23 protein-coding genes are annotated in these 26,404 nt (G+C 65.8%); 7 read left to right on the top strand and 16 right to left on the bottom strand.

What is annotated here, in order from left to right:
• Positions 1-146: 146 nt before the first annotated feature.
• A complete protein-coding gene (locus ACEN9P_RS11400; RefSeq protein ID WP_495622008.1) occupies positions 147-1,622 on the top strand; it encodes a M20 family metallopeptidase in 1,476 nt (491 codons plus the stop codon).
• A gap of 76 nt (positions 1,623-1,698) precedes the next feature.
• Entirely contained in the window at positions 1,699-2,625 is a 927-nt protein-coding gene (locus ACEN9P_RS11405; RefSeq protein WP_477662183.1) for an alpha/beta hydrolase, read from the top strand.
• A 33-nt stretch (positions 2,626-2,658) separates the two neighbouring features.
• Here the strand turns inward: ACEN9P_RS11405 and ACEN9P_RS11410 are convergent, their stop codons facing one another.
• The 4 genes from ACEN9P_RS11410 to ACEN9P_RS11425 all read right to left on the bottom strand — a co-directional run bounded on the left by ACEN9P_RS11410 (position 2,659) and on the right by ACEN9P_RS11425 (position 6,229).
• Positions 2,659-3,126: a YidB family protein gene (locus tag ACEN9P_RS11410; protein WP_495622009.1), complete on the bottom strand. Its 468-nt coding sequence runs from the start codon at positions 3,124-3,126 to the stop codon at positions 2,659-2,661.
• A 65-nt stretch (positions 3,127-3,191) separates the two neighbouring features.
• The gene (locus tag ACEN9P_RS11415; protein ID WP_477662185.1) at positions 3,192-4,361 is read right to left on the bottom strand and encodes an MFS transporter; all 1,170 of its coding nucleotides are present in this window, start codon (positions 4,359-4,361) and stop codon (positions 3,192-3,194) included.
• Positions 4,358-5,113, bottom strand: coding sequence for a 16S rRNA (uracil(1498)-N(3))-methyltransferase (locus tag ACEN9P_RS11420; RefSeq protein ID WP_495622010.1), 756 nt, complete (start codon positions 5,111-5,113; stop codon positions 4,358-4,360). The genes ACEN9P_RS11415 and ACEN9P_RS11420 overlap by 4 nt, the downstream gene beginning before the upstream one ends.
• A 9-nt stretch (positions 5,114-5,122) precedes the next feature.
• Positions 5,123-6,229, bottom strand: coding sequence for an aminoglycoside phosphotransferase family protein (locus ACEN9P_RS11425; RefSeq protein WP_495622011.1), 1,107 nt, complete (start codon positions 6,227-6,229; stop codon positions 5,123-5,125).
• A 117-nt stretch (positions 6,230-6,346) separates the two neighbouring features.
• Between ACEN9P_RS11425 and ACEN9P_RS11430 the strand changes: the two genes are divergently transcribed.
• The 3 genes from ACEN9P_RS11430 to rsmA all read left to right on the top strand — a co-directional run bounded on the left by ACEN9P_RS11430 (position 6,347) and on the right by rsmA (position 11,084).
• Positions 6,347-8,776: an LPS-assembly protein LptD gene (locus ACEN9P_RS11430; RefSeq protein WP_477662188.1), complete on the top strand. Its 2,430-nt coding sequence runs from the start codon at positions 6,347-6,349 to the stop codon at positions 8,774-8,776.
• A complete protein-coding gene (locus ACEN9P_RS11435) occupies positions 8,769-10,172 on the top strand; it encodes a peptidylprolyl isomerase (RefSeq protein WP_477662189.1) in 1,404 nt (467 codons plus the stop codon). Before ACEN9P_RS11430 ends, ACEN9P_RS11435 begins: the two co-directional genes overlap by 8 nt.
• Positions 10,173-10,313: 141 nt before the next feature.
• Positions 10,314-11,084 carry a 16S rRNA (adenine(1518)-N(6)/adenine(1519)-N(6))-dimethyltransferase RsmA gene (gene rsmA, locus ACEN9P_RS11440; RefSeq protein WP_477662190.1) on the top strand — a complete coding sequence of 257 codons (771 nt, stop codon included), beginning with the start codon at positions 10,314-10,316 and terminating at the stop codon, positions 11,082-11,084.
• Between the two features lie 247 nt (positions 11,085-11,331).
• Here the strand turns inward: rsmA and ACEN9P_RS11445 are convergent, their stop codons facing one another.
• The 11 genes from ACEN9P_RS11445 to ACEN9P_RS11495 all read right to left on the bottom strand — a co-directional run bounded on the left by ACEN9P_RS11445 (position 11,332) and on the right by ACEN9P_RS11495 (position 22,803).
• Positions 11,332-11,781 (bottom strand): barstar family protein, encoded by a 450-nt coding sequence (locus ACEN9P_RS11445; RefSeq protein WP_477662191.1) that lies wholly within the window; start codon positions 11,779-11,781, stop codon positions 11,332-11,334.
• A gap of 53 nt (positions 11,782-11,834) precedes the next feature.
• A complete protein-coding gene (locus tag ACEN9P_RS11450) occupies positions 11,835-12,212 on the bottom strand; it encodes a guanyl-specific ribonuclease (RefSeq protein WP_139201092.1) in 378 nt (125 codons plus the stop codon).
• Positions 12,213-12,428: 216 nt separating this feature from the next.
• Positions 12,429-14,747 carry an NADP-dependent malic enzyme gene (locus tag ACEN9P_RS11455; protein ID WP_477662192.1) on the bottom strand — a complete coding sequence of 773 codons (2,319 nt, stop codon included), beginning with the start codon at positions 14,745-14,747 and terminating at the stop codon, positions 12,429-12,431.
• A gap of 244 nt (positions 14,748-14,991) precedes the next feature.
• Entirely contained in the window at positions 14,992-15,708 is a 717-nt protein-coding gene (locus tag ACEN9P_RS11460) for an ABC transporter ATP-binding protein (RefSeq protein ID WP_477662193.1), read from the bottom strand.
• On the bottom strand, positions 15,701-16,486 hold the full coding sequence (locus ACEN9P_RS11465; RefSeq protein WP_477662194.1) for an ABC transporter ATP-binding protein: 786 nt from the start codon (positions 16,484-16,486) through the stop codon (positions 15,701-15,703). The genes ACEN9P_RS11460 and ACEN9P_RS11465 overlap by 8 nt, the downstream gene beginning before the upstream one ends.
• Positions 16,483-17,454, bottom strand: coding sequence for a branched-chain amino acid ABC transporter permease (locus ACEN9P_RS11470; protein WP_477662195.1), 972 nt, complete (start codon positions 17,452-17,454; stop codon positions 16,483-16,485). The genes ACEN9P_RS11465 and ACEN9P_RS11470 overlap by 4 nt, the downstream gene beginning before the upstream one ends.
• A 1-nt stretch (position 17,455) precedes the next feature.
• Positions 17,456-18,328, bottom strand: a complete 873-nt coding sequence (locus ACEN9P_RS11475) for a branched-chain amino acid ABC transporter permease (protein ID WP_074580221.1) — start codon at positions 18,326-18,328, stop codon at positions 17,456-17,458.
• 102 nt (positions 18,329-18,430) lie between these two features.
• Entirely contained in the window at positions 18,431-19,603 is a 1,173-nt protein-coding gene (locus ACEN9P_RS11480; RefSeq protein ID WP_477662197.1) for an ABC transporter substrate-binding protein, read from the bottom strand.
• A 220-nt stretch (positions 19,604-19,823) separates the two neighbouring features.
• Positions 19,824-20,807 carry a PDR/VanB family oxidoreductase gene (locus tag ACEN9P_RS11485; protein ID WP_495622012.1) on the bottom strand — a complete coding sequence of 328 codons (984 nt, stop codon included), beginning with the start codon at positions 20,805-20,807 and terminating at the stop codon, positions 19,824-19,826.
• Positions 20,808-20,923: 116 nt separating this feature from the next.
• Positions 20,924-21,685, bottom strand: coding sequence for a GntR family transcriptional regulator (locus ACEN9P_RS11490; protein ID WP_495622167.1), 762 nt, complete (start codon positions 21,683-21,685; stop codon positions 20,924-20,926).
• A gap of 23 nt (positions 21,686-21,708) precedes the next feature.
• Complete coding sequence (locus ACEN9P_RS11495) at positions 21,709-22,803, bottom strand: aromatic ring-hydroxylating dioxygenase subunit alpha (protein WP_495622013.1); 1,095 nt, start codon at positions 22,801-22,803, stop codon at positions 21,709-21,711.
• A 151-nt stretch (positions 22,804-22,954) separates the two neighbouring features.
• Between ACEN9P_RS11495 and ACEN9P_RS11500 the strand changes: the two genes are divergently transcribed.
• A complete protein-coding gene (locus tag ACEN9P_RS11500; RefSeq protein WP_074580226.1) occupies positions 22,955-24,070 on the top strand; it encodes a 5-methyltetrahydropteroyltriglutamate--homocysteine S-methyltransferase in 1,116 nt (371 codons plus the stop codon).
• Between the two features lie 28 nt (positions 24,071-24,098).
• On the opposite strand, the gene ACEN9P_RS11505 is transcribed toward ACEN9P_RS11500, so the two are convergent.
• Complete coding sequence (locus tag ACEN9P_RS11505; protein WP_477662200.1) at positions 24,099-24,335, bottom strand: DUF2061 domain-containing protein; 237 nt, start codon at positions 24,333-24,335, stop codon at positions 24,099-24,101.
• A 321-nt stretch (positions 24,336-24,656) separates the two neighbouring features.
• Between ACEN9P_RS11505 and ACEN9P_RS11510 the strand changes: the two genes are divergently transcribed.
• Positions 24,657-26,384, top strand: a complete 1,728-nt coding sequence (locus tag ACEN9P_RS11510; protein WP_495622014.1) for a ShlB/FhaC/HecB family hemolysin secretion/activation protein — start codon at positions 24,657-24,659, stop codon at positions 26,382-26,384.
• Positions 26,385-26,404 lie beyond the last annotated feature (20 nt).

Consider the following 26,404-nt stretch of genomic DNA (forward strand, 5'->3'; position numbering starts at 1 on the left):
TTGCCCTCGCCGGCTGCCGGCGCTGCAGGTTGAATTCTCCAATTGCGGGTCTATGTGGCGTGGTCTGTGCCGGAAGCGTACAGTAGCAGCTGCCGCAGCAAAACGCTGTCCTAAAAAGCCGACATTTTTCTCCCGGAGCCTTTCCCATGAACGCCCCACTGCACCGCGAAATCCCCGCCAGCATCCTCAACGCCGCCCAGGCCCTGTCCCAGGTCACGGCCCAGTGGGACGGCGACATCGTCAAACAGATCACCGACTACATCTCTATCCCCGCCAAGTCCCCCACTTTCGACAGCGACTGGGCGCAGCACGGTTTCATTGACACCGTCATGCGCAATGCGGCGGCCTGGGTCGAGGCGCAGAAGGTCGACGGCCTCAAGCTGGAGATCGTGCGCCTCGAAGGACGCACGCCGGTGCTGTTCTTTGAGATCCCGGCCACCCGCGCCGATTCCACGCAGACCGTGCTGATGTACGGCCACCTCGACAAGCAGCCCGAATTCACCGGCTGGCGCAATGACCTGAGCCCCTGGACCGCCAAGTACGAGGACGGCAAGCTCTACGGCCGCGGCGCCGCGGATGACGGCTACGCCGTCTATGCCAGCATTGCCGCGGTGCAGGCGCTTAAAAGCCAGAACGTTCCGCACCCGCGCATCGTCGGCCTCATCGAAACCTGCGAGGAAAGCGGCTCCTACGACCTGCTGCCCTACGTCAATGCGCTGCGCGAGCGCCTGGGTGAGGTCGCGCTGGTGGTGTGCCTGGATTCCGGCGCCGGCAACTACGACCAGCTGTGGCTGACCACCAGCCTGCGCGGCAACGCGGCCGGCGTGCTCAAGGTGGAAATCCTCACCGAAGGGGTGCACTCCGGCGACGCCAGCGGCCTGGTGCCCTCGAGCTTTCGCATCATGCGCCAGGTGCTGGACCGGCTCGAGGACAGCAAGACCGGGCGCCTGCTGCCGCAAAGCTTTCACTGCGAAATCCCGGCCGACCGCCTGGCCCAGGCGCAGGCCACCGCCAAAATCCTCGGTGACGAAATCTACAAGCGTTTTCCGTGGGCGCACTACGACTGCGAAGGCTCCAGCACCTTTGCCTTGCCCACCACCACCGACCCGGTCGAAGCCCTGCTCAACCGTACCTGGCGCCCCACGCTGAGCGTGACCGGCGCCGAAGGTTTCCCGGCACTCAAGGACGCCGGCAATGTGCTGCGCCCCTACACCGCCTTCAAGCTTTCGCTGCGGTTTCCGCCGCTGATCGATGCCGGCGCGGCGGTGCAGGAGCTCAAGACGCTGCTCGAAGACAACGCGCCCTACCAGGCCAAAGTCACCTTCGAAAGCAACGGCGGGGCCACGGGCTGGAACGCACCGGGCACCGTGCCCTGGTTCGAGAACGCGCTCAATGACGCGTCGCAAAGCTTTTTCGGCGCGCCCTGCGGCACGATCGGCCAGGGCGGCACCATTCCGCTGATGAACATGCTGAGCAAGGGTTTTCCCAAGGCGCAGATGATGGTTTGCGGCGTGCTGGGTCCCAAGAGCAATGCCCACGGCCCCAACGAATTCCTGAACGTGCCCTACGCCAAGAAGCTGACCGCCGCGGTCGCGCACGTGATGGCCCGCGTCCCCGGTTGATTCGGGTGCGGCGTCCTTTTCTTTCGCATCGCGGCCTGCCGCGCGCGCTTGCCACAGGCCAGGCTTTCGCCGCCGCATGCATTCGACCATCCTAGCCCCCTTCACCGCCCGCGATGGCGAGAACCTGGCCTTGTACGAGTGGCCGCTGGACGCCTGGGCCGACGAAATGGGCCCACACGCGCCGCCGCCGCGCGCCGTCGTGCTGCTGGTGCACGGCCTGGGCGAACACGCCCTGCGCTACGACCATGTCGCGCGCCAGCTGATGGAATGGGGTTTTGCCGTGCGCGCTTACGACCAGCGCGGCCATGGCGAGTCCGGCGGCGCGCGCGGCGTGCTGCCCGCCGACAGCACCTTGCTCGAGGACCTGGCCGAGGTGGTTGACGACACGCGGCTGCGCTGCATGCGCCTGCTGAAGGAGTCTCCCTCGCACCATGCGTCGGCCGAACCCGACCAGATCCCGCTGGTCCTGCTGGGCCATAGCCTGGGCGGCCTGGTGGTGGGCCGTTTTGTTTCGCTGGGCATACGCCCCGTCGAAGGCCTGGTGATGTCTTCGCCGGCGCTGGATGCGGGCCTCAATCCCCTGCAGAAATTGCTGCTGGCCTTCATGCCCAGGCTGGCCCCCGACTTTTGCGTGGGCAACGGCCTGGACCCGCACTATCTTTCGCACGACCCGGAGGTGGTCAGGAAATACCTGACCGACAAGTTGGTGCACAACCGGATCTCGCCCCGGCTGGGCAAGTTCATCGCGACGGCCGGCCCCGCCACCATAGCGGCCGCCGCCCAGTGGCGCACGCCCACACTGCTGATGTATGCGGGCGCGGACCGGCTGGTCGACCCGGCGGGCAGCCGCGCTTTCGCGGAAAGCGCCGCGAGCTCACGCGCCGTCAAGCCCGGCACGGTGACCGCGCGCTGCTTTGAGGACCTCTACCACGAGATCTTCAACGAAACCGACTCGGTGCCGGTGTTCGACACGCTCAAGGCCTGGCTGGACGCGCGTTTCTAGGCTGCGCTTGCGGGCGCCGGCCCCTTCACGAGATCAGCGCGCCTGCTTCAGCAGGCCGCCCAGCATGCCCATCAAGTCCTCGCCGTTGCCCAGGCCCTGCTCGGGCGCCTGGCCTTCGGGCGTCAGGTGGTTGATCAGGCCCGGCAGTATGTGGGAAAGCTGGCTGGCGGCATCGCCGGGGTCCAGCCCCAGCTTCGCGGCGATGTCGGACACGGTGCCGGCACCCAGCGCGGTGGTGACCTGGTCGCCGGAGACGGGCTGGTTGGCCCCGCTGCCTATCCACGACTGGATGGCGTCGCCCAGGCCGGCTTGTTCGAATTTGCTGACCAGACCACCCAGGCCGCCCTGGCCGCCGTTGTTGGCCAGCATGTCCGTGGCGACCTGGATCAGTTGCGGGTTGCTGGCCAGCATGCCGATGAGGCCGCCCAGGCCCGCGCCGGCCTGGCCCTGCTGGCCGTTGTTGTTGAGGACACTGCCCAGGACTGAATCAAGTAAACCCATGACGAACTCCTCAAGTGAGGGTGAAATAAAAACGGGAGAAAGCAGGAGAAAAAACGCGGAAGGCCTCAGGCATTCTGTTCCCTGCGCCGGCCCAGTGCAAGCCAGGCCAGCAAGGCGCCGGTCAAGCCCAGCGGCAGCAGCGAACCGAGGTTGAGCAAGGCCCAGCCCTGCGTGGTGACCAGCACGCCCGAGGCCAGCGACGAAACCGCCAGCACGGCAAAAATGCAGAAATTGAGCGCGCCCTGCGCCTTGTCTTTTTCTTCGGGGCGGTAGGCCGTGAGCGCCAGCGTGGTGGCGCCGGTGAACAGGAAATTCCAGCCCAGTCCCAGCAGGAAAAGCGCCCCCAGGAACTGCTTGAGGTCCACGCCAGAGAGCGCGATCAGCACGCACAGCACGTTGAGCAGCAGGCCCACCGCCATGATGGGCAGGGTGCCGAAGCGGCGTATCAGGTGGCCGGTGAAAAAGCCCGGCGCGAACATACCGATCACATGCCACTCAAGCACCAGCGCGACGCTGGAAAACGGCAGGCCGCAGACCTGCATGGCGATGGGCGTGGCGGCCATCAGCAAATTCATCACGCCAAAACCCAGGGCGCCGGCGGCCGCTGCCACGATAAAGACCGGCTGGCGCATGATTTCGCCAAGCGGCCTTCCGCCGCGGGCCGCATGTGCTTCGGGCGGCGGCGGGAACTGGATGAAAGCCAGCAAGGCCATGGACAGCAGCGCCACGCCGGCCAGCGCCAGGTAGGCGCCGGCAAAAGGCACGGCGGTCAGCTCCCGCGTGCGCGCGGCGAGGTTGGGCCCCGCGACGGCGCCCAGCAGGCCGCCGGCCATGACCAGCGAAATGGCTTTTTCGCGAAAGGCCGGCAGGGCCAGCTCGGCCGCGGCGAAGCGGTAGAGCTGCGCGTTGGCGCTGTAATAGCCGGCCACCACGGTGGCCGTCACCAGCAGCCAGAAGTTGCGGCTGTAGGCCGCATAGCAGCACAGCAGGGCCGAGGCCACGGCCACCAGCAGGCCCAGCTGGAAAGAGGTCTTGCGCCCGAAGCGCGATTGTGTGCGCGCCACCACCGCGGTCGACAGCGCACCGCCCACCACATAACCCATGACGGGCAGGGTGGCCATCCAGCCCAGCGGCGCCAGGTTCAGGCCGACCAGGCCGTTGATGGCGATGAAGGTGACGTTGTTGGTCAGGAACAGGCCCTGGCAGACGGCCAGCAGCCAGAGATTGCGGTTCATGCGGCTCCACCCAGTGTGAGCAGGGACAGGCAGGCCAGCGGCGCGGTTTCGGCCCGCAGCACACGTGGGCCCAGCGTGACGGGACTGAAGCCGCACGCAATGGCGGCGGCTTCCTCGGCGGGGCTCAGGCCGCCCTCGGGGCCGCTCAAAAACGTCAGCGCGCCGCTGCCCGGCACCGCCTGGGCCAGCGGGCGGCTGCCCTCGCGCAGCGACAGCAGCAGGCGGCTTCCGTCCGCGGCCGCGTTCCCGGCGCTCTTGAGCCAGTCGGCCAGGCTGGCGACCTCGTGGATCAGCGGGACGCGGCTGCGGCCGCATTGTTCGCAGGCGGCGACGGCCACGCCGCGCCAGTGCGAGATTTTTTTGTCGGCACGCTCGCCTTTGAGGCGCAGAACGCTGCGCTCGCTCATCAGGGGCTGGATGCTGGCCGCGCCCAGCTCGGCTGCTTTTTCCACCAGCCAGTCCATGCGCTCGTTGGCCGGCGTGCCGACCGCCAGGTGGATGGCGCGGCCGGCCTCGCGCGCCGTCGGGGTGTACGCACCAATGGTGACCTCGACCTCGCTGCGGCCCATGCGCGCGACCGTGGCCTCAAATTCCCCTTCGCTGCCGGGCAGGCCGTCGCCTTGGCCGTTGAACAGCGACAGGGCGTCCCCGGGCTGCAGCCGCAGGACCTGCACGTGGCGGGCGGTGTCCGGCGGCAGCTGGACCGTCGTGCCCGGCACCAGCGCGATGTCGGCGTAGAAGCGGGCATTCATGGCATGGCCTTAAAACGTGTAGCCCACGCGGGTCTCATTGCCTTCGATCTCGTCGAGCAGCACCATCAGCGGGCCCAGCTGCCGGTAGCGCGCGGCGGTGTTGCGCGCGTATTTGATGAAGCGCGGGGTGTCGGCCAGGTATTTGGGCTTGCCGTCGCGCAGCGTGAGGCGGGCGAAAATGCCCAGCACCTTGAGGTGGCGCTGCAGGCCCATCCATTCGACGGCGCGGTAAAACTCGCCGAAATCGTCACCGACCGGCAAGCCCGCCTTGCGGGCCTTTTGCCAGTAGCGCACGGTGATGTCGAGCACAAAATCCTCTTCCCAGCTCAGGAAAGCATCGCGCATCAGGCTGGCGATGTCGTAGGTGATGGGGCCGTAGACCGCGTCCTGGAAGTCGAGTACGCCGAGTGGCGGCGCATCCGCGGGCGCTGCTGATGCGCCGTCCGGAATCATCAGGTTGCGGGGCATGAAGTCGCGGTGCACAAACACCCGCGCGCCGTCCAGCGAATTGAGGTTGCTGGCCTTGATCTGCGTGAACAGGACTTCGAGTTTGTCCCGCAGGCCGGTGTCCAGCGCGAGGCCGCGGTGTTTGGCGACGTACCAGTCCGGGAATAGGGAGAGTTCGCGCGACAGCAGCGCATCGTCATAGGGGGGCAGTACGCCCGGCTTCGATGCGAGCTGCCAGCGCACCAGGACGTCCACCGCTTGGGCGTACAGCTCGTAGTGCGCGGATGCGGGGCTGGCAATCGCGTCGACCGCGGCGGGCGGGGCGATCACTTCCATCATGGTCCGCGCGCCCAGGTCGCTCAGCAGCATAAAGCCCAGGGGCTCGTCCCATGCCAGCACGCGCGGCGCGTTCAGGCCGGCGTCCGCCATCAGGCCGGCGATCTTGGCAAAGGGTTTGCAGTCTTCCTGCGCGGGCGGCGCATCCATGATGATGCAGCTGCCCCCGCCCGATGCGGCGTCTACCCGAAAGTAACGGCGAAAGCTCGCGTCGGCGGAGGCCGGCCTCAGCGTGCCGGCTTGCAGGTGGTGCTGGCGGGCCGTGGCGGCCAGCCATTGTTCGAAGGCGGCGGCGCGTGCCGGATCGGCCCAGGCGATGGACTGTGCGGTCATGCTTGCGAAGCCTTCGCCGGGCGCGCGGCCGGGCTCGGGTTCGGCATTGTGGGGAGGGGATGGAGGGTCATGGATAATCAGGCCTGATTTTACAAACGGGTTTATCTCACATAAACGATGCGCCGCGCATCCCGCTCGCCTTTTATTCTCTCCCCGGTAGCTCTTGCTGTCTCCAGGCTGGCTGTGTTTTGCGCCACGCTGGGGATGACTGTTGCCGGGACGGCGCACGCCCAGGCGGTGCCGGCGGCACCAGTGCAGACGGCGGAATCCGGCGGCGGGCTGAAACTCAAGCCCTCGCCCATGCTGGCCGAGGAAGTCTCCAGTGATCCGCAGGACCGGGGCCCGACCTTTGTCTTCGGCGACCGCGTGTCGGGCCGCCCCGACCTGGAGACGGTCATCGACGGCAATGCGGAGCTGCGCCGCGGCGCCACCTCCATCCGCGCCGACCGCATCGAGTATTACCAGCCCGACGACCAGCTCAAAAGCCGCGGCAATGTCCGCGTCAACAGGGCCGGCAACCGCTTTGAAGGTCCCGAGCTGGAACTCAAGCTGGACCGTTTCGAGGGGTTTTTCACCACGCCGGACTACCGCTTCCTGAGCAATGGCGGCAACGGCCGGGCGCAGCGGGTCGACTTCCTCGATGAACACCACCTGACGGCCCAGCGCGCCAGCTACACCACCTGCGAGCGCGGCGATGAAGCGAGCTGGGAGCCGGCCTGGGTGCTGCGCGCCAACAGCTTTGAGTTCGACCTGGAGACCGAGGTCGGCGTGGCCCGGGGGGCCGTCGTCCGTTTCAAGGACGTGCCCATCCTGGCTTTTCCCAAGTTCAGCTTTCCGCTGAGCGACAAGCGCAAGTCAGGCCTGTTACCGCCCAGCATCAGCATGGGCTCGACCGACGGCTTTGAATTTCGCCAGCCTTATTACTTTGACATCGCGCCGAATCGGGACGCGACCTTCTCCCCGGCGATCATGACCAAGCGCGGCATAGACCTGGCCGGCGAGTTCCGCTACCTGGAACCCACCTATTACGGCCAGCTCCGTGCCAACTACCTGCCGAGCGACAAATTGCGCGACCGGGACCGCTGGTCTTATGGTTACCAGCACAGCGGTACCATCAATACCGGCTTTCCATCGATCGGCAAGCTGGGGCTTAACCTCAACCTGAACCGTGTCAGCGACAACGACTATTGGCGCGATTTCCCGGCACGGCTGGGGTCCACCACCCAGCGGCTGTTGTCGCAGGACGCCACCCTGTCCTGGAGCCAGGGCTTCTTCTCCTCCACCTTGCGCACCCTGAAATGGCAGACGCTGCAGGACGTGACCTCGCCCATCGTCCCGCCCTATGACCGCCTGCCGCAGCTCACGGCCAGTTACTCCCGGGTGGATGCCCCCCTGGGCCGCCTGGGCAATGGCTTTGACTGGTCCATCGAGGGCGACTACACGCGGTTCTCCGCGGACCGGGTATTGACGAACCAGCCCAACGGCAACCGAGCCTACACCAAGCTGCAGGTCAGCCGCCCCTGGCTGTCCTCGTCCGGCTTTATCACGCCCAAGGTGCAGCTGCATGCCACCAGCTACCAGTTCGACGCGCCGCTGGTCGACGGCGCGCGCTCGGCCTCGCGTGTCGTTCCGACCTTCAGCCTGGACAGCGGCCTGCAGTTTGAGCGCGAGGCGAGCTTCCTGGGCCGCAACTTTACCCAGACGCTGGAGCCGCGGGCTTTTTATGTGCGAACGCCCTTTCGCGACCAGAGCCGGCTGCCGAACTACGATTCCGGCCTCAACGACTTCAATTTCGCGACGGTGTTCACCGAAAACGCCTTTGTCGGCAATGACCGCATTTCCGACGCGAACCTGCTGACGCTGGGCGTGACCTCGCGCCTGCTGGACCCGGCGACCGGCGCCGAGGCCGTGCGCGTGGGCATTGCGCAGCGCCTGCGCTTTGAGGACCAGCGCGTGACGCTGCCCGGCGCGCTGCCCGTCACCGACCGGATCAGCGACATCCTGGTCGGCGCGTCCGTCAACTGGGTGCCGCAGTGGTCTTTCGACAGCACGGTGCAGTACAACCCCAAGACCAAACAGTCCGAACGCGCCTCTTTCGGCGTGCGCTACAACCCGAGCAACTACCGCGTCATCAGCGCCGCGTTCCGGCGCCAGCGCAATGTCAGCGAGCAGATCGACATCGGCTGGCAATGGCCCATCAACGACCTGTGGGGCGACAGGGGCAAGGACCTGGGCGCCGGGCAGGGCCAGGGCGGCGGGCGCTACTACGCGGTCGGCCGGCTCAATTACAGCGTGCTGGACAAGCGGCTGGTCGATTCCATCATCGGCGTCGAATACGACGGCTGCTGCTGGATAGGCCGCGTCGTGCTGCAGCGCTCGCAGACCGGCACGGGCACGTCGGACACCCGGATCATGTTCCAGCTGGAGCTCGTGGGTTTCTCCCGCATAGGCGCCAACCCCCTGGAAACCCTCAAGTCAAATGTCCCGCGCTACCAGTACCTGCGTGAGAAAATCGAGGCTCCAAGCCGCTTTACCACTTATGACTAATCACCGCTTTGTTCCAGAATTTTTCTCGGGCCTGCCGCGCCTCGCCGGGGCGGCGTTCGCGCTCGCCATGCTGCTGACGGCGCAGGCGCAAGCTCAGGGGCTGAGGCCCTCCGCGCCGCTGCGCCTGTCGTCCGATCCCGCCGCGCGGGCTCCGGCCGGTCAGCGCCAGGCCGATTTCATCGTCGCGGTGGTGAATTCCGAGCCCATCACCAACAGCGAGGTCCGCCTCAAGCTGATCCGCACCGAGCAGCAAATCCTCCAGCAGGGCACGGCGCTGCCGCCGCGCAGCGAACTGGTGGTGCAGGTCCTGGAGCGCATGATCAGTGACAAGGCGCAGCTGCAGCTGGCGCGCGCTTCCGGTGTGCGGATCGATGAAAGCGCGATCCAGGCCGCGGTCCAGAGCGTCGCGACCCAGAACCAGATCACCGTGGACGAGCTGCGCAGCCGCCTGAAGGCGGACGGCATCGACTACACGCAGTTCCGCTCCGAAGTGCGCGACGAGCTTTTGGTGGGCCGCCTGCGCCAGCGCGAACTCGAGTCGCGCGTCAGCGTGACCGAGCAGGAGATCGACCAGTTCCTGCGCGACCAGGAAGGCGGCACCGCCGAAGCTTCCGCCCTGGCCCTCAACCTGGGCGAGATCCTGGTGGCGGTGCCCGAGAATGCCACGCCCGAACAGGTCGCGGCGCTGCAAGCCAGGGCCCAACAGGTGGTCGACCGTGCCCGCGCCGGCGGTGATTTCGCCGCGCTGGCCGCCGAGTTCTCCGCTTCCGCCACACGCACGACCGGCGGCCAGATGGGTCTGCGCACCGCCGACCGCTATCCCCCGCTTTTTGTGGATGCCACCAAAAACCTGCAAACCGGCGGACTGGCCGGCCCGGTGCGAAGCGGCGCGGGCTTTCACATCCTCAAGGTGATTGAAAAGCGCCAGGGCGGCATGCCCGGCGCGACCGTGACGCAGACCCATGCCCGCCACATCCTGCTGCGGCTGAACCCCAAAGTGACGGAAGCCGCCGCGACCGAAAAGCTCGCTGAATTCAAGAAGCGCATCCAGGCCGGGCAAGCCGATTTTGCCGCCCTCGCCCGCGAGAACAGCGATGACGGCTCGGCCAAGGAGGGCGGCGACCTGGGCTGGGCCAGCCCCGGCATGTTTGTGCCCGAGTTCGAGAAAGTCATGAACAGCCTGGCGCCCAACCAGGTATCCGATCCGCTGGTGTCCCGTTTCGGCGTGCACATCATCCAGGTGCTGGAGCGTCGCGACACCCAGCTCTCGCTGCGTGACCAGCGCGAAATCGCGCGCAACGTGCTGCGCGAAAAGAAACAGGGCGAAGCCTACGCACTCTGGGCCCAGGAGGTCCGTGGCCGCGCGTATGTGGAGTACCGTGAACCGCCGCAGTGAATGTGGCCCCCACGGTCGCTCACTGCGTGTAGCCGGCGGCTTCTCCCTGCCCCTTTCATTATGAGAGGGGCCGCTGCGCCTGCGGCCCGGCAAAGCCGGTTCCGCGGCCCCTGCTGGTTTAGTGTGTAAGGCCGCTGCATCGTGAAACACATCCCTCGCAAACGCTTTGGCCAGCATTTCCTGACCGACCAGGGCATCATTGAAGGCATAGTCCAGGCGATCGCGCCGCGGCCTGGTCAGGCTGTGGTCGAAATCGGGCCCGGGCTGGCCGCCCTGACGCAACCCCTGGTCGAGCGCCTCGGGACGCTCACCGTGATTGAACTGGATCGCGACCTGGCCCGGCAGCTGCGCGAGCATCCCCAGCTCAACGTGGTCGAGTCCGACATCCTCAAGGTGGATATCCATGCGCTGGCGGGCACCACCTGCGCGCCGGGGCAAAAACTCCGGGTTGTCGGCAACCTTCCGTACAACATCTCCACACCCATCTTGTTTCACCTGCTGGGCGCCGTGGACGTCATTGAAGACCAGCACTTCATGCTGCAAAAGGAAGTGATAGACCGCATGGTGGCCACGCCTGCCACCGGCGATTACGGCCGGCTCAGCGTGATGCTGCAGTGGCGCTACGCCATGGAAAATGTGCTGTTCGTGCCGCCGCAGAGCTTTGACCCGCCGCCGCGCGTGGACAGCGCTGTGGTGCGCATGGTGCCGCATGCGGTGCCGCCGGCGCTGGATGCCAGGCTGCTCAGCGAGCTGGTTCAGGTGGCTTTCAGCCAGCGCCGCAAGCTGCTGCGCCACACGCTGGGCCAGTGGCTGGCCGCGCGGGGCTTTGGCGGGACCTTTGACGTGCAGCGCCGCGCGGAAGAGGTGCCGGTCGCCGAGTACGTGGCGCTGGTGCAGGCGCTGCAAGCCTGAACGCCAATTTCCGGCATAAAAAAACCCGTCATCGACGGGCTTTTTTGCGGGCGCCAGCGGCGCCCATTTCCATTTGGTTTACTTCAAGCAGCGGCGAGCCAGTAACCCGCGTTAAACGGGCTGCTCATACGCAATGCCAGAGGTGACACGTCCACCAGTTTGTCGGTAGGCATGACTTCTTCACCTTCTGCAACTGCTTGCTGGGCCTCATTCGCCCGATCCCCTTGGCCGATGTCTGGGGAGCGGGCTACAGAAAAGAATAGAAGCATCTGAACGGTATCTTGCGATCCGCCCAGTAGTCCGAGGCATCCCGGAAGATGTCGAGCAGCTGCTCGCGCGCTTCCTTGTCAAATTTGGCGTTGGCCGGAATCTGCTCGAGCACGACGATGAAGCCGGGCTGCGGGCCCGACTTGTGGACCAGGTCCGTCATGCAGTCGTACAGCGCGTCGAAATTCTTGCCGAAGTGGGCCGGGAAGGTGTATTGCGCCGCAATCATGTCCAGCACGTCCTGCTTGCTCTGGGCATTGCCCAGGTTGGCATACAGGAAATGCTGGTTCAGCTGCGTCGCGGCGTCCTGCAGGTCCTGCACCCGGAAGGCGCGTATGGATTGAACGATATTGGGCCGCACGCCGCGCAAGGGCGTTTCGCCGTCCTTGCGTACCGGCGTCTCGTGGTCCCGACGAAGTGGTGTATCCATCTCCGCTACTCTTTCTCTGAAGTCAAAAACTCGTAATAACAACCACAGCTCATTTACTGAACAATTCTGCGAAAACTCGCATAGTGGTCGTCGGTGTAATAACAGGCATCCGGGGCGGTGGGTTTCAAGCCGCCACAAACAATGCGCCGGGCTCCCCGGCTGCGTTCATTGGGCGTTCGGACGGTGTATTCGCGGTAGTAACCGCGACGGTTGGCCGGAAGAAGTCGCTCCCGGTTGCCAAACACCACGCCGTCCTTGTCATGCCTGAACGGCCCACCCTGGTAAATCAGCGTCATCATGTCGCGCCCTTGCGGGGGCAATTGGGCCGCTGCGATCGTGCCGACCGGCGCCGGTGAATCCGCGCCCTTGGCCTGCACCACGCTGGGGATCAGCCCGCTCAGGCTGGTTGCCAAGACCAGCAGGCCGGCCATTCTGGCTGCCTGCCGACGTCCCCACCCATTGCGCAACATGAAAAAGAAGCCTTTCCTGAACCCAGGGTCCGCCCGCCGATTTCGGGTTAACCCTTAAATTTCAAGAGAGCTAGTTTGCCGCAAGTGGCCGGAAAACGCAAGTGGCTGCTGAAAATTTAGGCAGTAAAGACCGGGCTTCTTACCTAAATAAGTTAGTGCTGGCTATCTAATTGGGGCTTATCGGGCCGCGTTGGCGTCGGCTACCGTGAGGGCCGTCATGTTGACGATGCGGCGCACCGTGGCGGTGGCGGTCAGGATGTGCATGGGTTTGTTCGCGCCCAGCAGCACGGGGCCGATCGCGATGTTGCCGCCGGCCGCCGTTTTGAGCAGGTTGTACGAAATATTGGCCGCATCAATATTGGGCAGCACCAGCAGGTTGGCCTCGCCGGCCAGCGTGCTGTTGGGCATGATCAGGCCGCGCGCATCGGCGTCCAGCGCCATGTCGCCGTGCATTTCGCCGTCGACTTCCAGCCAGGGCGCTTTTTCGCGCAGCAGTTCCAGCGTGCGGCGCATCTTCAGGGCGCTGGGCAGGTTGGAGGAGCCGAAGTTCGAGTGTGACAGCAGGGCCGCCTTGGGCTTGATGCCGAAGCGCATCATTTCCTCGGCCGCCATGGTGGTGATCTCGGCGAGCTGCTCGGCCGTCGGATCGCAGTTGACGTGCGTGTCGAGCAGGAAGACCTGGCGATTCGGCAGCAGCAGGCCGTTCATGCAGGCATAGGTGTTGACGCCCTCGCGCTTGCCGATGACCTGGTCCAGGTAGTCCAGGTGGTGGGCCGTCGTGCCCCAGGTGCCGCAGATCAGGCCGTCCACGTCGCCCTTGTGCAGCAGCATGCCGGCGATCAGCGTGAGGCGGCGGCGCATCTCGATCTTGGCGATCTGCACGGTGACGCCGCGGCGCTCCATCATGCGGTGGTAGGTCTGCCAGAAGTCGCGGTAGCGGTGGTCCTGCTCGACGTTGACCACGTCGTAGTCGAGCTCTTCCTTCAGGCGCAGGCCGAATTTTTCGATGCGCTGGGCGATGATGGCGGGCCGGCCTATCAGCGTCGGCCGTGCCAGGCCCTCGTCCACCACGATCTGGCAGGCGCGCAGCACGCGCTCTTCCTCGCCCTCGGCATAGGCCACGCGCTTGCGGCTGGCGGCCTTGGCGGCCGCGAAGATCGGCTTCATGACCGTGCCCGAGGCGTAGACAAAGCTCTGCAGCTTGTCGCGGTAGGCGTTCATGTCCTGGATGGGCCGCAGCGCCACGCCGCTGTCGGCCGCCGCCTGCGCCACCGCAGGCGCGATCTTCATCATGAGGCGCGGATCAAAAGGCTTGGGAATCAGGTATTCGGGGCCGAAGGCCAGCTTCTCGCCCACATAGGCAGCCGCCACGACTTCGCTCTGCTCGGCCTGGGCGAGTTCGGCGATCGCATGCACGGCCGCGATTTCCATCTCGACGGTGATGGTCGAGGCGCCGGCGTCCAGCGCGCCGCGGAAGATATAGGGAAAGCACAGGACGTTGTTGACCTGGTTGGGGTAGTCGGTGCGGCCGGTCGCCATGATGGCGTCGTCGCGCACGGACTTGACGTCCTCGGGCGTGATCTCGGGATTCGGATTGGCCAGCGCCAGGATGATGGGCTTGGCCGCCATCTTGGCGACCATGTCCTTCTTGAGCACGCCGCCGGCCGACAGACCCAGGAAGATGTCCGCGCCCGCGATCACTTCGCCGAGGGTGCGCGCGTCGGTCTTCTGCGCGAACTGGATCTTGTCCTCGTCCATCAGCTCGGTGCGGCCTTCATAGACCACGCCGGCGAGATCGGTCACGAATACGTTTTCGCGCTGTATGCCCAGCTTGAGCAGCAGGTTCAGGCAGGCCAGCGCCGCGGCGCCCGCGCCGGAGGTTACCAGCTTGACCTGGCCGGGGCCCTTGCCGACCACCTTGAGCGCATTCAGCACCGCCGCGCCCACGGTGATGGCCGTGCCGTGCTGGTCGTCGTGGAACACCGGGATCTTCATGCGCTTGCGCAGCTCGCGCTCCACATAAAAGCAGTCGGGCGCCTTGATGTCTTCCAGGTTGATGGCGCCGAAGGTCGGCTCCAGCGAGGCGATGATGTCGACCAGCTTGGCCGGGTCTTTTTCGTCGATCTCGATGTCGAACACGTCGACGCCGGCGAACTTCTTGAACAGCACGCCCTTGCCTTCCATGACCGGCTTGGAGGCCAGCGGGCCGATGTCGCCTAGGCCCAGCACGGCGGTGCCGTTGGTCACCACGGCCACGAGATTGCCGCGGCTGGTGTACTTGAAGGCGTTGTTCGGGTCCTTGACGATCTCTTCGCAGGGCGCGGCGACGCCGGGGGAGTAAGCCAGTGCCAGGTCGCGCTGGTTGGTCAGCTGCTTGGTTGCCGCGATGGCCACCTTGCCGGGGGTCGGAAACTCGTGGTATTCAAGGGCGGCGCGGCGCAGTTCAGCGCGTTTTTCTTCACGGTCGGCGGGCGTCGCGGCGGTGGGTGTCGGCATCAGCAGGGTCTCCAGCGGAAACGGTCGGGCGACCGTCAATTTCTTGTAAGGGTCTGGATTGTAGGCCGTTGGACGGGAAAACCCTAGTAAGTGAATCTACGCAAAAAGGTGCTTCGCTTTTGACTTTTCAGCATGGAAAGCCGCGTTGCCGCGAAGCTGGTTCACGATAACAGCGCGTAGATGTTTTTTGGGCGCTTTAAGCGCGAAATACTGAACGGAGCGGCCGGGCGCGCAGCCCGTCCGTTCAACGCGCCACGCCCAGCAAATGGTTCAGGCGCTCGGGCTGCTCGCGCAGCGCCTGGGCCGTGCCCGTGTGCACCACCATGCCGCGGTCCAGCACCACGGCGCTGTCGGAAATCGCCAGGATGGCCTGCGGGTGCTGCTCCACGATGATGGCGCTCAGGCCCTCCTCGCGCGTGATGCGGCGTATGGCGCGCAGCAACTCCTCCACGATGATGGGCGCGAGGCCTTCCAGCGGTTCGTCGAGCAGCAGCAGCCTGGGATTGAGCACCAGCGCCCGGCCCACGGCCAGCATCTGCTGCTCGCCGCCCGACAGCTGCGTGCCCAGGTTGGCCTTGCGCTCGGCCAGGCGCGGGAACATGGCGTACACGCCATCCGGGTTCCATTTGCCGGGCCGCGCCACCGCCGTCAGGTTCTCGTGCACCGTCAGCGACTTGAAGATGTTGCGCTCCTGCGGCACCCAGCCTATGCCGCTGGCCGCGCGTTCGTGCGAGGGCAGCTGGTGCAGCGCGACCATGGATGCGCCCGCGCCGAAGGAGATGGTCCCGCCGTGCTGGCGCGTCGCGCCCGCCAGGGTGTTGATCAGCGTGGTCTTGCCGGTGCCGTTGCGGCCCAGCAGCGCGAGCGTCTGGCCTTCGCCCAGCGTGAACGAGACCTCGTGCAGCACCACCGCCTCGCCGTAGCCGGCGCGCAGTTTGTCGACCTTGAGCAACTCAGCCATGGGCCACCTCCCCATGCTCCTCGCCATGGCCCAGGTAGACCGCCTTGACCTGCGGGTCGGCGGCGATCTGCTCGGGTGTGCCCTCGGTCAGCAGCGTGCCGTTGACCAGCACCGTCATGGTGGTGGCGAAGCTGAACACCAGGTCCATGTCGTGCTCGATCAAAAGTACCGAAACGTCAGCGGGCAGCGCGGCCACGGTTTGCAGCAGCTCCTCGCGCTCGCCGGCCGGCACGCCCGCCACGGGTTCGTCCAGCAGCAATACGCGCGGCTCGCAGGCCAGCGCCACGGCGATCTCCAGCAGGCGGCGCTTGCCGTAAGCCAGCACGCGGGTCGGCTGGTCCATCACCTCCGTCAGGTGAAACTGTTCCAGCAACTGTTCGCAGCGCTCGGCCACGGCCCGGTTGCGGCCCAGCGCCTGCCACCATTTCGCGCCCAGCCCGGCCTGCTGGGACACGGTGAGCGCCAGCGTCTGCAGCGGCGTGAGCGAGTCAAACAGCTGGTTGATCTGGAAGGTGCGCACCATGCCGCGCTTGACGCGCTGGTGCGGCGCCAGCCGCGTGATGTCCTCGCCCTCGAGGAAGATGCGGCCCTCGGTGGGTTGCAGCACGCCCGTCAGCAGGTTGACCAGTGTGGTCTTGCCCGCGCCGTTGGGCCCTATCAGCGCATGGCGCGCGCCGCGCCGCAGGTTCAGGCTCACATTGTTGGTGGCGGTGATGCCGCCGAAACGCATCACCAGGCCTTGCGCGGACAGCACCGCGTCCTGGACCGGCGCGCTCATGGCCGGCCCCCGCGCCGCGGCAGCCAGGTCCAGGGCCGGACCAGGCGCTCGCGGCCCACCAGCACCAGCACCACCAGGAAAAGGCCTATCCAGAAGGTCCAGTACTGCGGCGTGATGGACGAAAGCGCGTCCTGCATCAGCTTGAACACAATCGCCCCGGCCACGCCGCCATACAGCCAGCCCACGCCGCCCACCACCAGGATCAGCAGCACGTCGGCCGAACGGTGGAATTCGAACAAATCCAGCGAGGCGAAACCGGTGGTTTGCGTCAGCAGCGCGCCGGCCGCGCCCGCCACGCCGGCAGCCACCGTGTAGACCACCGCCAGCCGGGACGCGACCGGGATGCCGATCGCCATGGCACGCAGGCGGTTGTCGCGTATGGCCTTGAGCGTCGCGCCCAGCGGCGAATGCACCAGGCGGCGCATCAGCACAAACAGGACCAGCAACACGGCCAGCGAGTAATAGGCGCCGGTGCGGCCCGAAAGGTCGAACTCGAAGCGGCCCAGCAGCGGGCCCATGACCACGCCTTGCAGGCCGTCGGCGCCGCCCGTCAGCCAGTCCAGCTTGTTGGCCAGCTCCAGCAGGATCAGCGCCACGCCCAGCGTCACCATCAGCCGCGTGAGGTCGCTGCCGCGCAGGATGGTCAGCGAGCAGACCGCGCCCAGCAGCGTGGCGGTGGTGACGCCCACGGCCAGGCCCAGCAGCGGGTCGGGCATGACCAGTTTGGCGAACAGCGCCGCGGCATAACCGCCTATGCCGAAGAAGGCCGCATGGCCCAGCGAGACAATGCCGGTGTAGCCCAGCACCAGGTCCAGTGACACGGCGAACAGCGCGACGATGGCGATCTCGTTGATGAGGGATGCATGGCTGGGCATCAGCACCGGTGCGGCGAAGGCGATGAGCCAGAGCACCGGCTCCCAGGGTTTCCAGCGGCTGCTTTTGAGCAGCGATGTCTGGGTGTTGCTCATGCTATTTGCCTCCCTTGCGCACAAAGAGGCCCTGCGGCCGCCAGATCAGGATCACGATCATCAGGCTGTAGACGATAAAGGCGCCCAGCTTGGGGATGTAGTACTTGCCCGCCACGTCGGCGATGCCCAGCAGCAGCGCGGCCAGCAGCGGCCCGGTGATCGATGAGGTGCCGCCCACGGCCACCACGATCAGGAAATAAATCATGAACTTGAGCGGAAAGCCCGGGTCCAGGCCCAGCACCTCGGCGCCCAACGCGCCGCCCAGGCCGGCCAGGCCTGAGCCCACGGCGAAGGTCGAGAGGAACACGATGTTGACATTGATGCCCAGGCCGGCGGCCACGCGCTGGTCGTCCACCGACGCGCGCAGCCGGCTGCCGAAGCGCGTGCGCGCCAGCAGGTATTGCAGGCCCACCGTCAGCGCCGCGCAGACCGCGATGATGAACAGCCGGTAGTGGCCCATGCCCAGCATCCAGGCGCCGCTGCCGATCTCGGTGCGGCCCTTGAGCCATTGCGGCAGCTGCACGATCTGCTGCGTCGAGCCGACGAAGTAGTCCACGCTGGCCACCGCCATGAACACCAGGCCTATCGAAAACAGCACCTGGTCCAGGTGCGGCTTGTTGTAGAGCGGCCTGTACAGCGTGCGCTCCAGCACGCCGCCCAGCAGTGCCGAGCCGATAAAGGCCAGCGGCAGGCACAGCAAAAAGGGCACACCGAAATGCTGCATCAGCAGCACGGTGATGTAGCCGCCGGCCATGGCGAAGGCGCCGTGCGCAAGGTTGATGAAATTCATCAAGCCCATGGTCACCGCCAGGCCCACCGCCAGGATAAACAGCAGCATGCCGTAGGCGATACCGTCAAAAAGAAGCGTCAGCATGGGTCGATTCTGGATGTTTGCTCCCTCCCCCGCTGGGGGAGGGATGGGGTGGGGGCCGGACGGCGCTTGTGTCCCGGCCTCCCCACGCGAAGGACGGCGTGCTTACTTGGCTTTACCTGGATCTTTCACGTCCTTGATCACGTCAAATTCCACGTTGTAAAGCTGGCCGTCCTTTTTCTCGACCTTGCGCAGGTAGACGTCCTGCACGATGTCGCGCGTCTGCGCGTCGATGAAGATCTTGCCGCGCGGGCTTTCAAACAGCTGGCCCTTCATGGCCGCGAGCAGCGCGTCGCCGCCGCCCTGGCCCTTGCTGGTCTTGAGTGCTTCATAAATCACGCGCATGCCGTCATAGCCGCCCACGGCCATGAAGTTGGGACGCAAGCCCTTGTTGGCCTTGGAAAAAGCCTCCACAAACTTCTTGTTCACGGCCGAGGGGTGTGCCGCCGAGTAGTGGTGCGAAGTCACCACGCCCAGCGCGCCGTCGCCCATGTCGTTGAGCTGGTCGTCGTCCGTCACGTCGCCGGTGGCGATCAGCCGTATGCCGGCCTTGTCCAGGCCGCGCTCGAGGAACTGCTTCATCACCGCGGCGCCGGCGCCGGAAGGCACAAAGACAAAGAGCGCGTCGGGTTTGTTGTCCCGCACCTTTTGCAAAAAGGGCGCGAAGTCCGGGTTGCGCAGCGGCACGCGCAGCGCGTCGGTCACTTCACCGCCGTTGAAGGTCAGGCGGTCCTTGAAGAATTTTTCGGCGTCAATGCCGGGGCCGTAGTCGGACACCAGCGTGACCACCTTCTTGATGCCGTTCTTGGGTGCCCAGTCGGCCAGCGCGACCGAGACCTGCGGCAAGGTGAAGCTGCTGCGCACGATGTAGGGCGAGGCCTGCGTGATGCTGGAGGTCGCCGCCGCCATCACCACCATGGGCGTCTTGGACTGCGTCGCGATGGGCGCGGTGGCCAGGGCCGAGGGCGTGATGCCGAAGCCTGCCAGCACATTGACCTTGTCGTTGACCACCAGCTCCTGCGCCAGGCGGCGCGTGGTGTCCGGCAGCGAGGTGTCGTCCTTCACGATCAGCTGAATCTTCTTGCCCGCCACGGTGTCGCCGTTTTGCGCCATATAAAGCCGCGCGGCCGCCTCGATCTGCCGGCCGGTGGTGGCCTGCTGGCCTGTCATCGGCAGGATCAGGCCTATCTTGAAGGTGTTGTCCTGGGCCAGCACGGGGCCGGCGGCAAGTGTGGCGGCCGCCAGCGCGGCGGCGGTAAGAAAGCTACGTTTTTTCATGTTTGTCTCCTGGTGATTTTTCAGTGCTTGCCGCTGCGTCCCGGCATGCGGCCGCAAAACGCTGCGAGTCTAGTATGAGTGCGGTATCTGCACAAATGTTCTTTATGCGAACACCCTTGGCGTTCATTCTGTCGCGGGTCATCCCCTGGTTTGATGCCTGTTCATCGACGTTGCGCGATCATCGCGCGCATGGCCCGGTGATCGCACACAAGTTGCCTTGTCAAAGGTCGGGCCGGTAGGAAGAATCGAGCGTCACCGAGCCGACCACGCGTGAGACACAGGCGCACAGCCGCGTGTTCCCCTGTTTCTCATGCTCGCTCAGAAAAACGTCGCGGTGGTCGATCTCGCCGTCCAGCGCCAGCACGTCCAGCGTGCACAAGCCGCACTCGCCGCGCTTGCAGTCGGACACCGCCTCCACGCCGGCCAGCTCCAGCGCGTCCAGCAGGCTGCAGTCGGCCGGCACGGTGATGTCCAGCGCATGGCGCGGAATTAGCACCCGGAAGGCCTGCGGCGCAAAACGGCCGCTGTTGCCGAAGGTCTCATAACGCAGGTCGGTCGCCGGCCGGCCCGAGGCCTCCCAGGCATGGCGCGCCGCATCCAGCATGGGCACGGGGCCGCAGACATACATTTGCGCGCCCGGCGGCAAGGCCGCGATCTCGGCGGCGAAGTCGATGCGCGCGTCGACGGCCGTATGCAGCCGCGGGCCCAGGCAGGCCTGCAGTGCCTGGCCGTAAGCCAGCTCGGCTTCGCTGCGCACGCCGTACAGCATACGCAGCGGCCGGCCCGATGGCGCGCAGCGCCCGGCCAGCGACTGGGCCATGCCCAGCAGCGGCGTGATGCCTATGCCGCCGGCCACCAGCAGGTAGGCCGGCGCATTGAGGTCCAGCGGGAAATGGTTGTGCGGCCCGCTCAGTTGCAGCCGGTCGCCGGCGGCCAGCTGCCACATCGCGCGCGAGCCGCCGCGGCCGTCGTCCAGCCGCTTGACCGCGATGCGCCAGCTTTGCCCGTCGGGCTCGCCGACCAGGGAATAAGAGCGCTGCTGCGGCCTGCCGCCCACCAGCAGCTGCACCTGCAGGTGGCTGCCGGGTTCATGGCGCGGCACGCCCTGCCCGTCGGCGGGGCGTATGCGGAACTCGCGCACGGTGGGCGTGAGGTCTTCAAAAGAATCAATGACCGCGTCGGTCCAGCTGGAATTTGCTTTCATTTAGTTTTCCGTGGTCTCTTTAGTCTCTTCAATTCACGGGCCGTCGTGGAACCGGCTTTGCCGGGCCACAGGCGGCGCCCCCTTGGGGGGAGACGGCCGCAGGCCGCTTCGGGGGGTCATTTCTTCCGGATAAGGCGTACGCCCGGCATCTGGTCCAGGTTGTGGCTGGCCACGGCGGCGCGCAGGTTGCGCTGGGCCAGGCGCGAGTGCTCGCGCATGATGGCTTCGGCGCGCGAGCCTTCGCGCTGCTCGATGGCGTCCAGCACCTGGCGGTGCTGGTCCTGCGCCACGATGAGCATGTCGCGCGCGCGCGGCGAGTTGGCCTGCACCACCACAAAACCCGAGGCCGAGGCAAAAGGCAGGCTGGAGACGCGGTCCAGTTCTTTCGCGATCACCTCGCTGCCCGCCATCTCGCTGAGCAGCGCGTGAAAACGCTCGTTGAGCGCCACATAGTCCGAAAACGCCTCGTCGTTCAAGGCCGGCTGGCTCAGCACCGCGTCGATGCGGTTCAGGCATTCGCGCGCTTCGCCCAGCACCACCGTGGGCGCGCCGCGCTCGGCCGCCAGCCGCGCCGACAGGCCTTCAATCGTGCCGCGCAGCTCTATCGCTTCAGACACATCGCGCTCGGAAAAGGTACGCACCGCAAAACCGCCGTTGGGTAGCGATTCGAGCAGGCCTTCCTGCTCCAGCCGCATCAGCGCGGCGCGTATCGGTGTGCGCGAAACGCCCAGCTTTTCGACGATGGACAGCTCGGCGATGCGTGCGCCGCCGGGCAGCTCGCCTGCCAGGATCATCTCGCGCAGCTGCAGCTGTGCCCTCACCTGCGCGCTTTCCAGGCTGTTGTTGGATGCGGCGGTTGGGTTGGCGGCGTTGGCCATAAGGAGTGCTTTCACCAGGGGGGTCAGGCCGCGAGGCGGATGGGAATCACAGGCGCAGGCGGTGCTTCCTGCGCGATCATGCGGTCTATCAGACGCCTGGCCCACATGGAGCCGGCATCGATGTTGAGGTTGTAGAACTGGTGGTCCGGGTGTTCCTCGATCGCGACCTGCTGGGCCTCCAGCACATGCTCGTCCTCGCGGAAGATGCCGGCCACGCCCTCGCGCAGCTGGTGCGTCAGGCGCTGCTCGCCCAGGCAGTAGTTGCGCGCGAAGGCCCAGAAGTAGTGGCAGCTGCCGTCGGTTTCGGGCGTCACGGTGTTCAGCACAAAGCCGTTGACGCCCTTGCTGCGGTCGCCCGGCTGCCCGTCTTTGGGCGGCGCGCCCGAGCCGGCCTCGGCCACACCGACATCGATGTTCACGGTGCAGGGCGCTTCAAACCGGATGATCTGCCAGCGGTCCACCTTGCCCTTGTAGCCGCGTGCGTGTTCGATCTGCCCGGCCCAGAAAGGCGGCGCGGCTATGTTTTCCATCCAGCGCGTCACGGTGGCGCTGCGGTCGCCGTGCGTGGCCACAAAGGGCGCCTCGGCCACGGCGCGCTGGCCGATGCTGGAGCCGTGCACAAAGGTCTCGTGGGTCAGGTCCATGAGGTTGTCCACCACCAGGCGGTAGTCGCACTTCACAGTGATCAGCTTGCCGTCGCCGGCCCAGTCCGGATCGTCGTTCCAGTGCATATCGGGCACCAGCGCCGGGTCCGCCTTGGCCGGGTCGCCGGGCCAGATCCAGACGAAGCGGTGTTTTTCCACCACCGGAAAGGCGCGCACGCAGGCCGAGGGGTTGAGGGTTTCCTGGCTGGGCATATGGGTGCAGCGGCCCTGGGCGTTATAGACCAGGCCGTGGTAGCCGCAGGTCACTTCGTCGCCGTCCAGCGAACCCATGGACAGCGGCAGCAGCCGGTGCCAGCAGGCATCCTCCAGCGCGGCCACCTGGCCGTCGGTGCGGCGGAACATCACGAGTTTTTGCTTGCAGATGGTGCGCGCCAGCAGCTTGCGGCCGACTTCGACGTCATAGGCGGCGGCATACCAGGCGTTGAGTGGAAAAGTGGGTTTTTTGGCATCCATGGATACTCAATGTATACATAAATCGCCAAAAAGCCAAGTAAAAGACCAAAATTCAGGGTAAATCAGGAGTTGTTGTATTCAATGAGGCTGTTTCCAGCTGGAATACCATGGTGCCTGTATCTGCAAATTCGCCAACTCCGGAGACTTTCCCATGACCGCCAAACTACCCGCCCGTTATGACCATGTCGGCAGTTTTCTGCGCCCGCAATACCTGCTGGAAGCCCGCGAGCAGAAAGCCAAGGGCCAGATCACGCCCGAACAGCTGCGCAAGGTTGAAGACCAAGCCATCACCGAAATCGTGAAGTTCCAGGAAGACGTGGGCCTTAAAAGCATTACCGACGGCGAATTCCGCCGCACCTACTTCCACATCGATTTCCTCGAGCAAATCGGCGGCGTGAAGACCGACATCCCGGTCACCATACAGCGGCCCGACGGCAGCATGGAACTGGCGCCGCCCGTGATGCGTGTGATCGACAAGGTGCGCCACGTGAAGGACATCCAGCTTGCCGACTTCCAGTACCTCAAAAGCCAGGTCAGCGCGGGCAACACGCCCAAGGTCACGATTCCCTCGCCCACCATGCTGCACTTTCGCGGCGGCCGGGCCGGCATCAGCAAGGAGGCCTATCCCGAGCTCGAGCCGGATTTTTATGACGACGTGGCCAAGGCCTACGGCGACGAGCTGCGCAGCCTGGCCGCGGCCGGCTGCACCTATGTGCAGATGGACGATACCAACCTGGCCTACCTGTGCGACGAAAAAATGCGCGAAGCGGCGCGCCAGCGCGGTGACGACCCCAATGAGCTGCCGCACCGCTACGCGAAGTTCATCAACAAGGTGGTCGCGCAAAAACCCGCCGGCATGACCCTGGCCATGCACCTGTGCCGCGGCAACTTCAAGAGCACCCACGCCGCGGCCGGCAACTACGAGCCGGTGGCCGAGGCGCTGCTCAAGGAGATGGACCTGGACGCCTACTTCCTCGAGTACGACGACAGCCGCAGCGGCGACTTCCGGCCGCTGCGCTACCTGCCCAAGGGCAAGACCGTGGTGCTGGGCCTGGTCACCACCAAGTTCGGCGAAATGGAAAGCAAGGACGACCTCAAGCGCCGCATCGAGGACGCCGCAAAATACGCGCCGCTGGAGCAGCTCGCGCTGTCACCGCAGTGCGGCTTCAGCAGCACGGTGCACGGCAACAACATCGCCGTCGAGGCGCAGCGCAACAAGCTTCGCTTGGTCGTGGAGACCGCACGTGAAGTCTGGGGTACGGCCTGAGCCGTAGTCCCCGGCCAGACTGAGTCCGCTAGGCGCCCATCGCCACGGGCGCGGCCGCGCGCTGGCCGCCCCAGCGCTGCCAGGCTTTTTCATGGAAGAAAAAGGCAAAGGCCTGCACGGTCGGCTCCAGCAGGCTGAGCGTGATCGCCAGCAGAAAGCTGCCGGTTACCGCATAGGCGACCAGCGCGGCCACCGTCACGTGCACCACGTAATAGCTGGCGGTTTTTTTCAGGGTGGGCAGGTTGGCGCGTACAAGTTCAGTCATCAGCCTCTCCTTTGAAATAGCTAAAAGCGATTGATTCTCCATCAATGGTAGAGATTGACTAATCTTTTGGCCAATTGATTGGGCCTAAACAATCCATAGCGCCTGGGCCTGCAAACAGTTCGCGCAGCGGCATTTTTACAAATTGCAACATTTCGGGGGCCGCTTCGCCGCCTGGCCCGGTCGACATCAAAAAAGTGTGAAAAAACAAACAGATACGCGCTAAAACTGCGTCCGAAACAGGGAAACTGTTGGACAGAGTGAACCCAAAAGACTACAACCTGTTTACAACATTTTGTTGCAATCTGGCTTAAGGGTTTGCGCTTGTCCCTTCCTCATGTTTCACTGCGCCAGGCCTCGGCCTGGTTTGTATGGGCTGCCTGCGCCGCCGGGGCTGCGCCTGCGCTGGCCCAGTTGCGGCCGGATGCCGGCACCCTGCTGGAGTCTCCGGGGCCTCTGCCCCAGCTGCCGCCGCGTGGCGAGCCGCCGCTGGAACTGCGGCCACCCCAGGCCACGCCGCCCGCCCCCGGCGCGGCGCGCATCACGCCGGCGGCCTTCAACTTCACCGGCAACACGGTGTTCTCCAGCGAGCTGCTCGCTGCCCTGCTCGCGTCCCGCCTGAACCAGCCCACCGACATGGCCGGCCTGAGCGAAGCGGCCAACAGCGTCAGCGCCTACTACCGGCAAAAGGGTTACCTGCTCACGCAGGCCTATTTGCCTGAGCAGGCCTTCGCCGCCCAGGGCGGCAGCGTCACCATCGCCATCCTCGAAGCGCGCGTGGGCCGCGTCACGGTGCGCGTGGAAGGCTCCGGCATTTCACAGGCCTTCGCCGAAAGCCTGGTGGCCGGCCAGCTCAAGACGGGCGACGCCGTCACCGAATACGCGCTCGACAAACCCGTGCTGCTGCTGCGCGACCTGGCCGGCTTCGAGGCCGCCGCGACCGTCCAGCCCGGCGAGCGCCTGGGCCAGGCCGATGTGCTGGTCACCGTGCAGGCCAAGGGCCCGCGTATTGACGGCTCCGTCAGCATCGACAACCACGGCGCACGCACCGCCGGCGCAGTGCGCGCCGTGCTCAACGCCAATATCAACAACCTGCTGGGTCGCGGCGACGTGGTGGCATTGAGCGCCCAGCACAGCGACCAGGCCGGCTCCACCCTTTACCGCCTGGGCTACACCTTGCCGGTGGGCGCTTCCGGCACGCGGCTGGGCCTGAGCCTGGCGCGGCTCGATTACGCGCTGGGCAAACAGTTCGAAGCGCTGGGCGCCAGCGGCAGCGCCGACATCGCCGGCGTCAGCCTGTCCCAGCCGCTGCTGCGCGGGCGCGGTGCCAATCTTTACGGCTTCATCAGCGCGGAACACAAAAAGCTGGTCGACGAAACCCGCACGCCCGCGCTCAAAAGCGAGCGCAAAGTCCAGGCGCTCAGGCTGGGCCTGGCGGGCAACTTTGTCGACGATGCGATGGGCGGCAGCGGCCTGAACAACTATGCCCTCAACCTCACTTTCGGCCGCCTCACGCTCAATGCGGCCGACCAGGCCCTGGACGACGGCCTGGGCGGCCTGCGCACGGCGGGCGGCTTCAGCAAGCTGAACCTGGAGTTCCAGCGCTCGCAGTTTTTCGATGCGCCCTACAGCGTTCACCTCGCGGCCCAGGCCCAGCTCGCCTCGAAGAACCTCAGCTCCGCCGAAAAAATGGTGCTGGGCGGGCCCAACGGCGTGCGCGGCTACCCGGTGGGCGAAGGCGTAGGCGACACGGGTTTCCTGCTCAACCTGGAGTCGCGCTACCAGTTCCCGCAAGCGCCCTGGGGCGAGCCGCTGACCTTGCTCGCCTTTTACGACTTCGGGCGCGTGCACTTCAACCGCAACGGCGCCACCGTGCCCGGCAACACCAACACCTTGAGCCTGGGCTCCTTCGGCGTGGGCGCCACGCTGGGCCGGCCCGGCAAGTTCCTCATCAAAAGCTACCTGGCCTGGCGCACCACGCCCGCGCAACCCTCCACCGGCGACCCGGACCGCGCACCGCGCGCCTGGCTGTCGGCCCAGACCTGGTTTTAGTACACCCCTTCATTCCGAAT

The organism is Polaromonas sp. Polasp52, assembly GCF_059491565.1.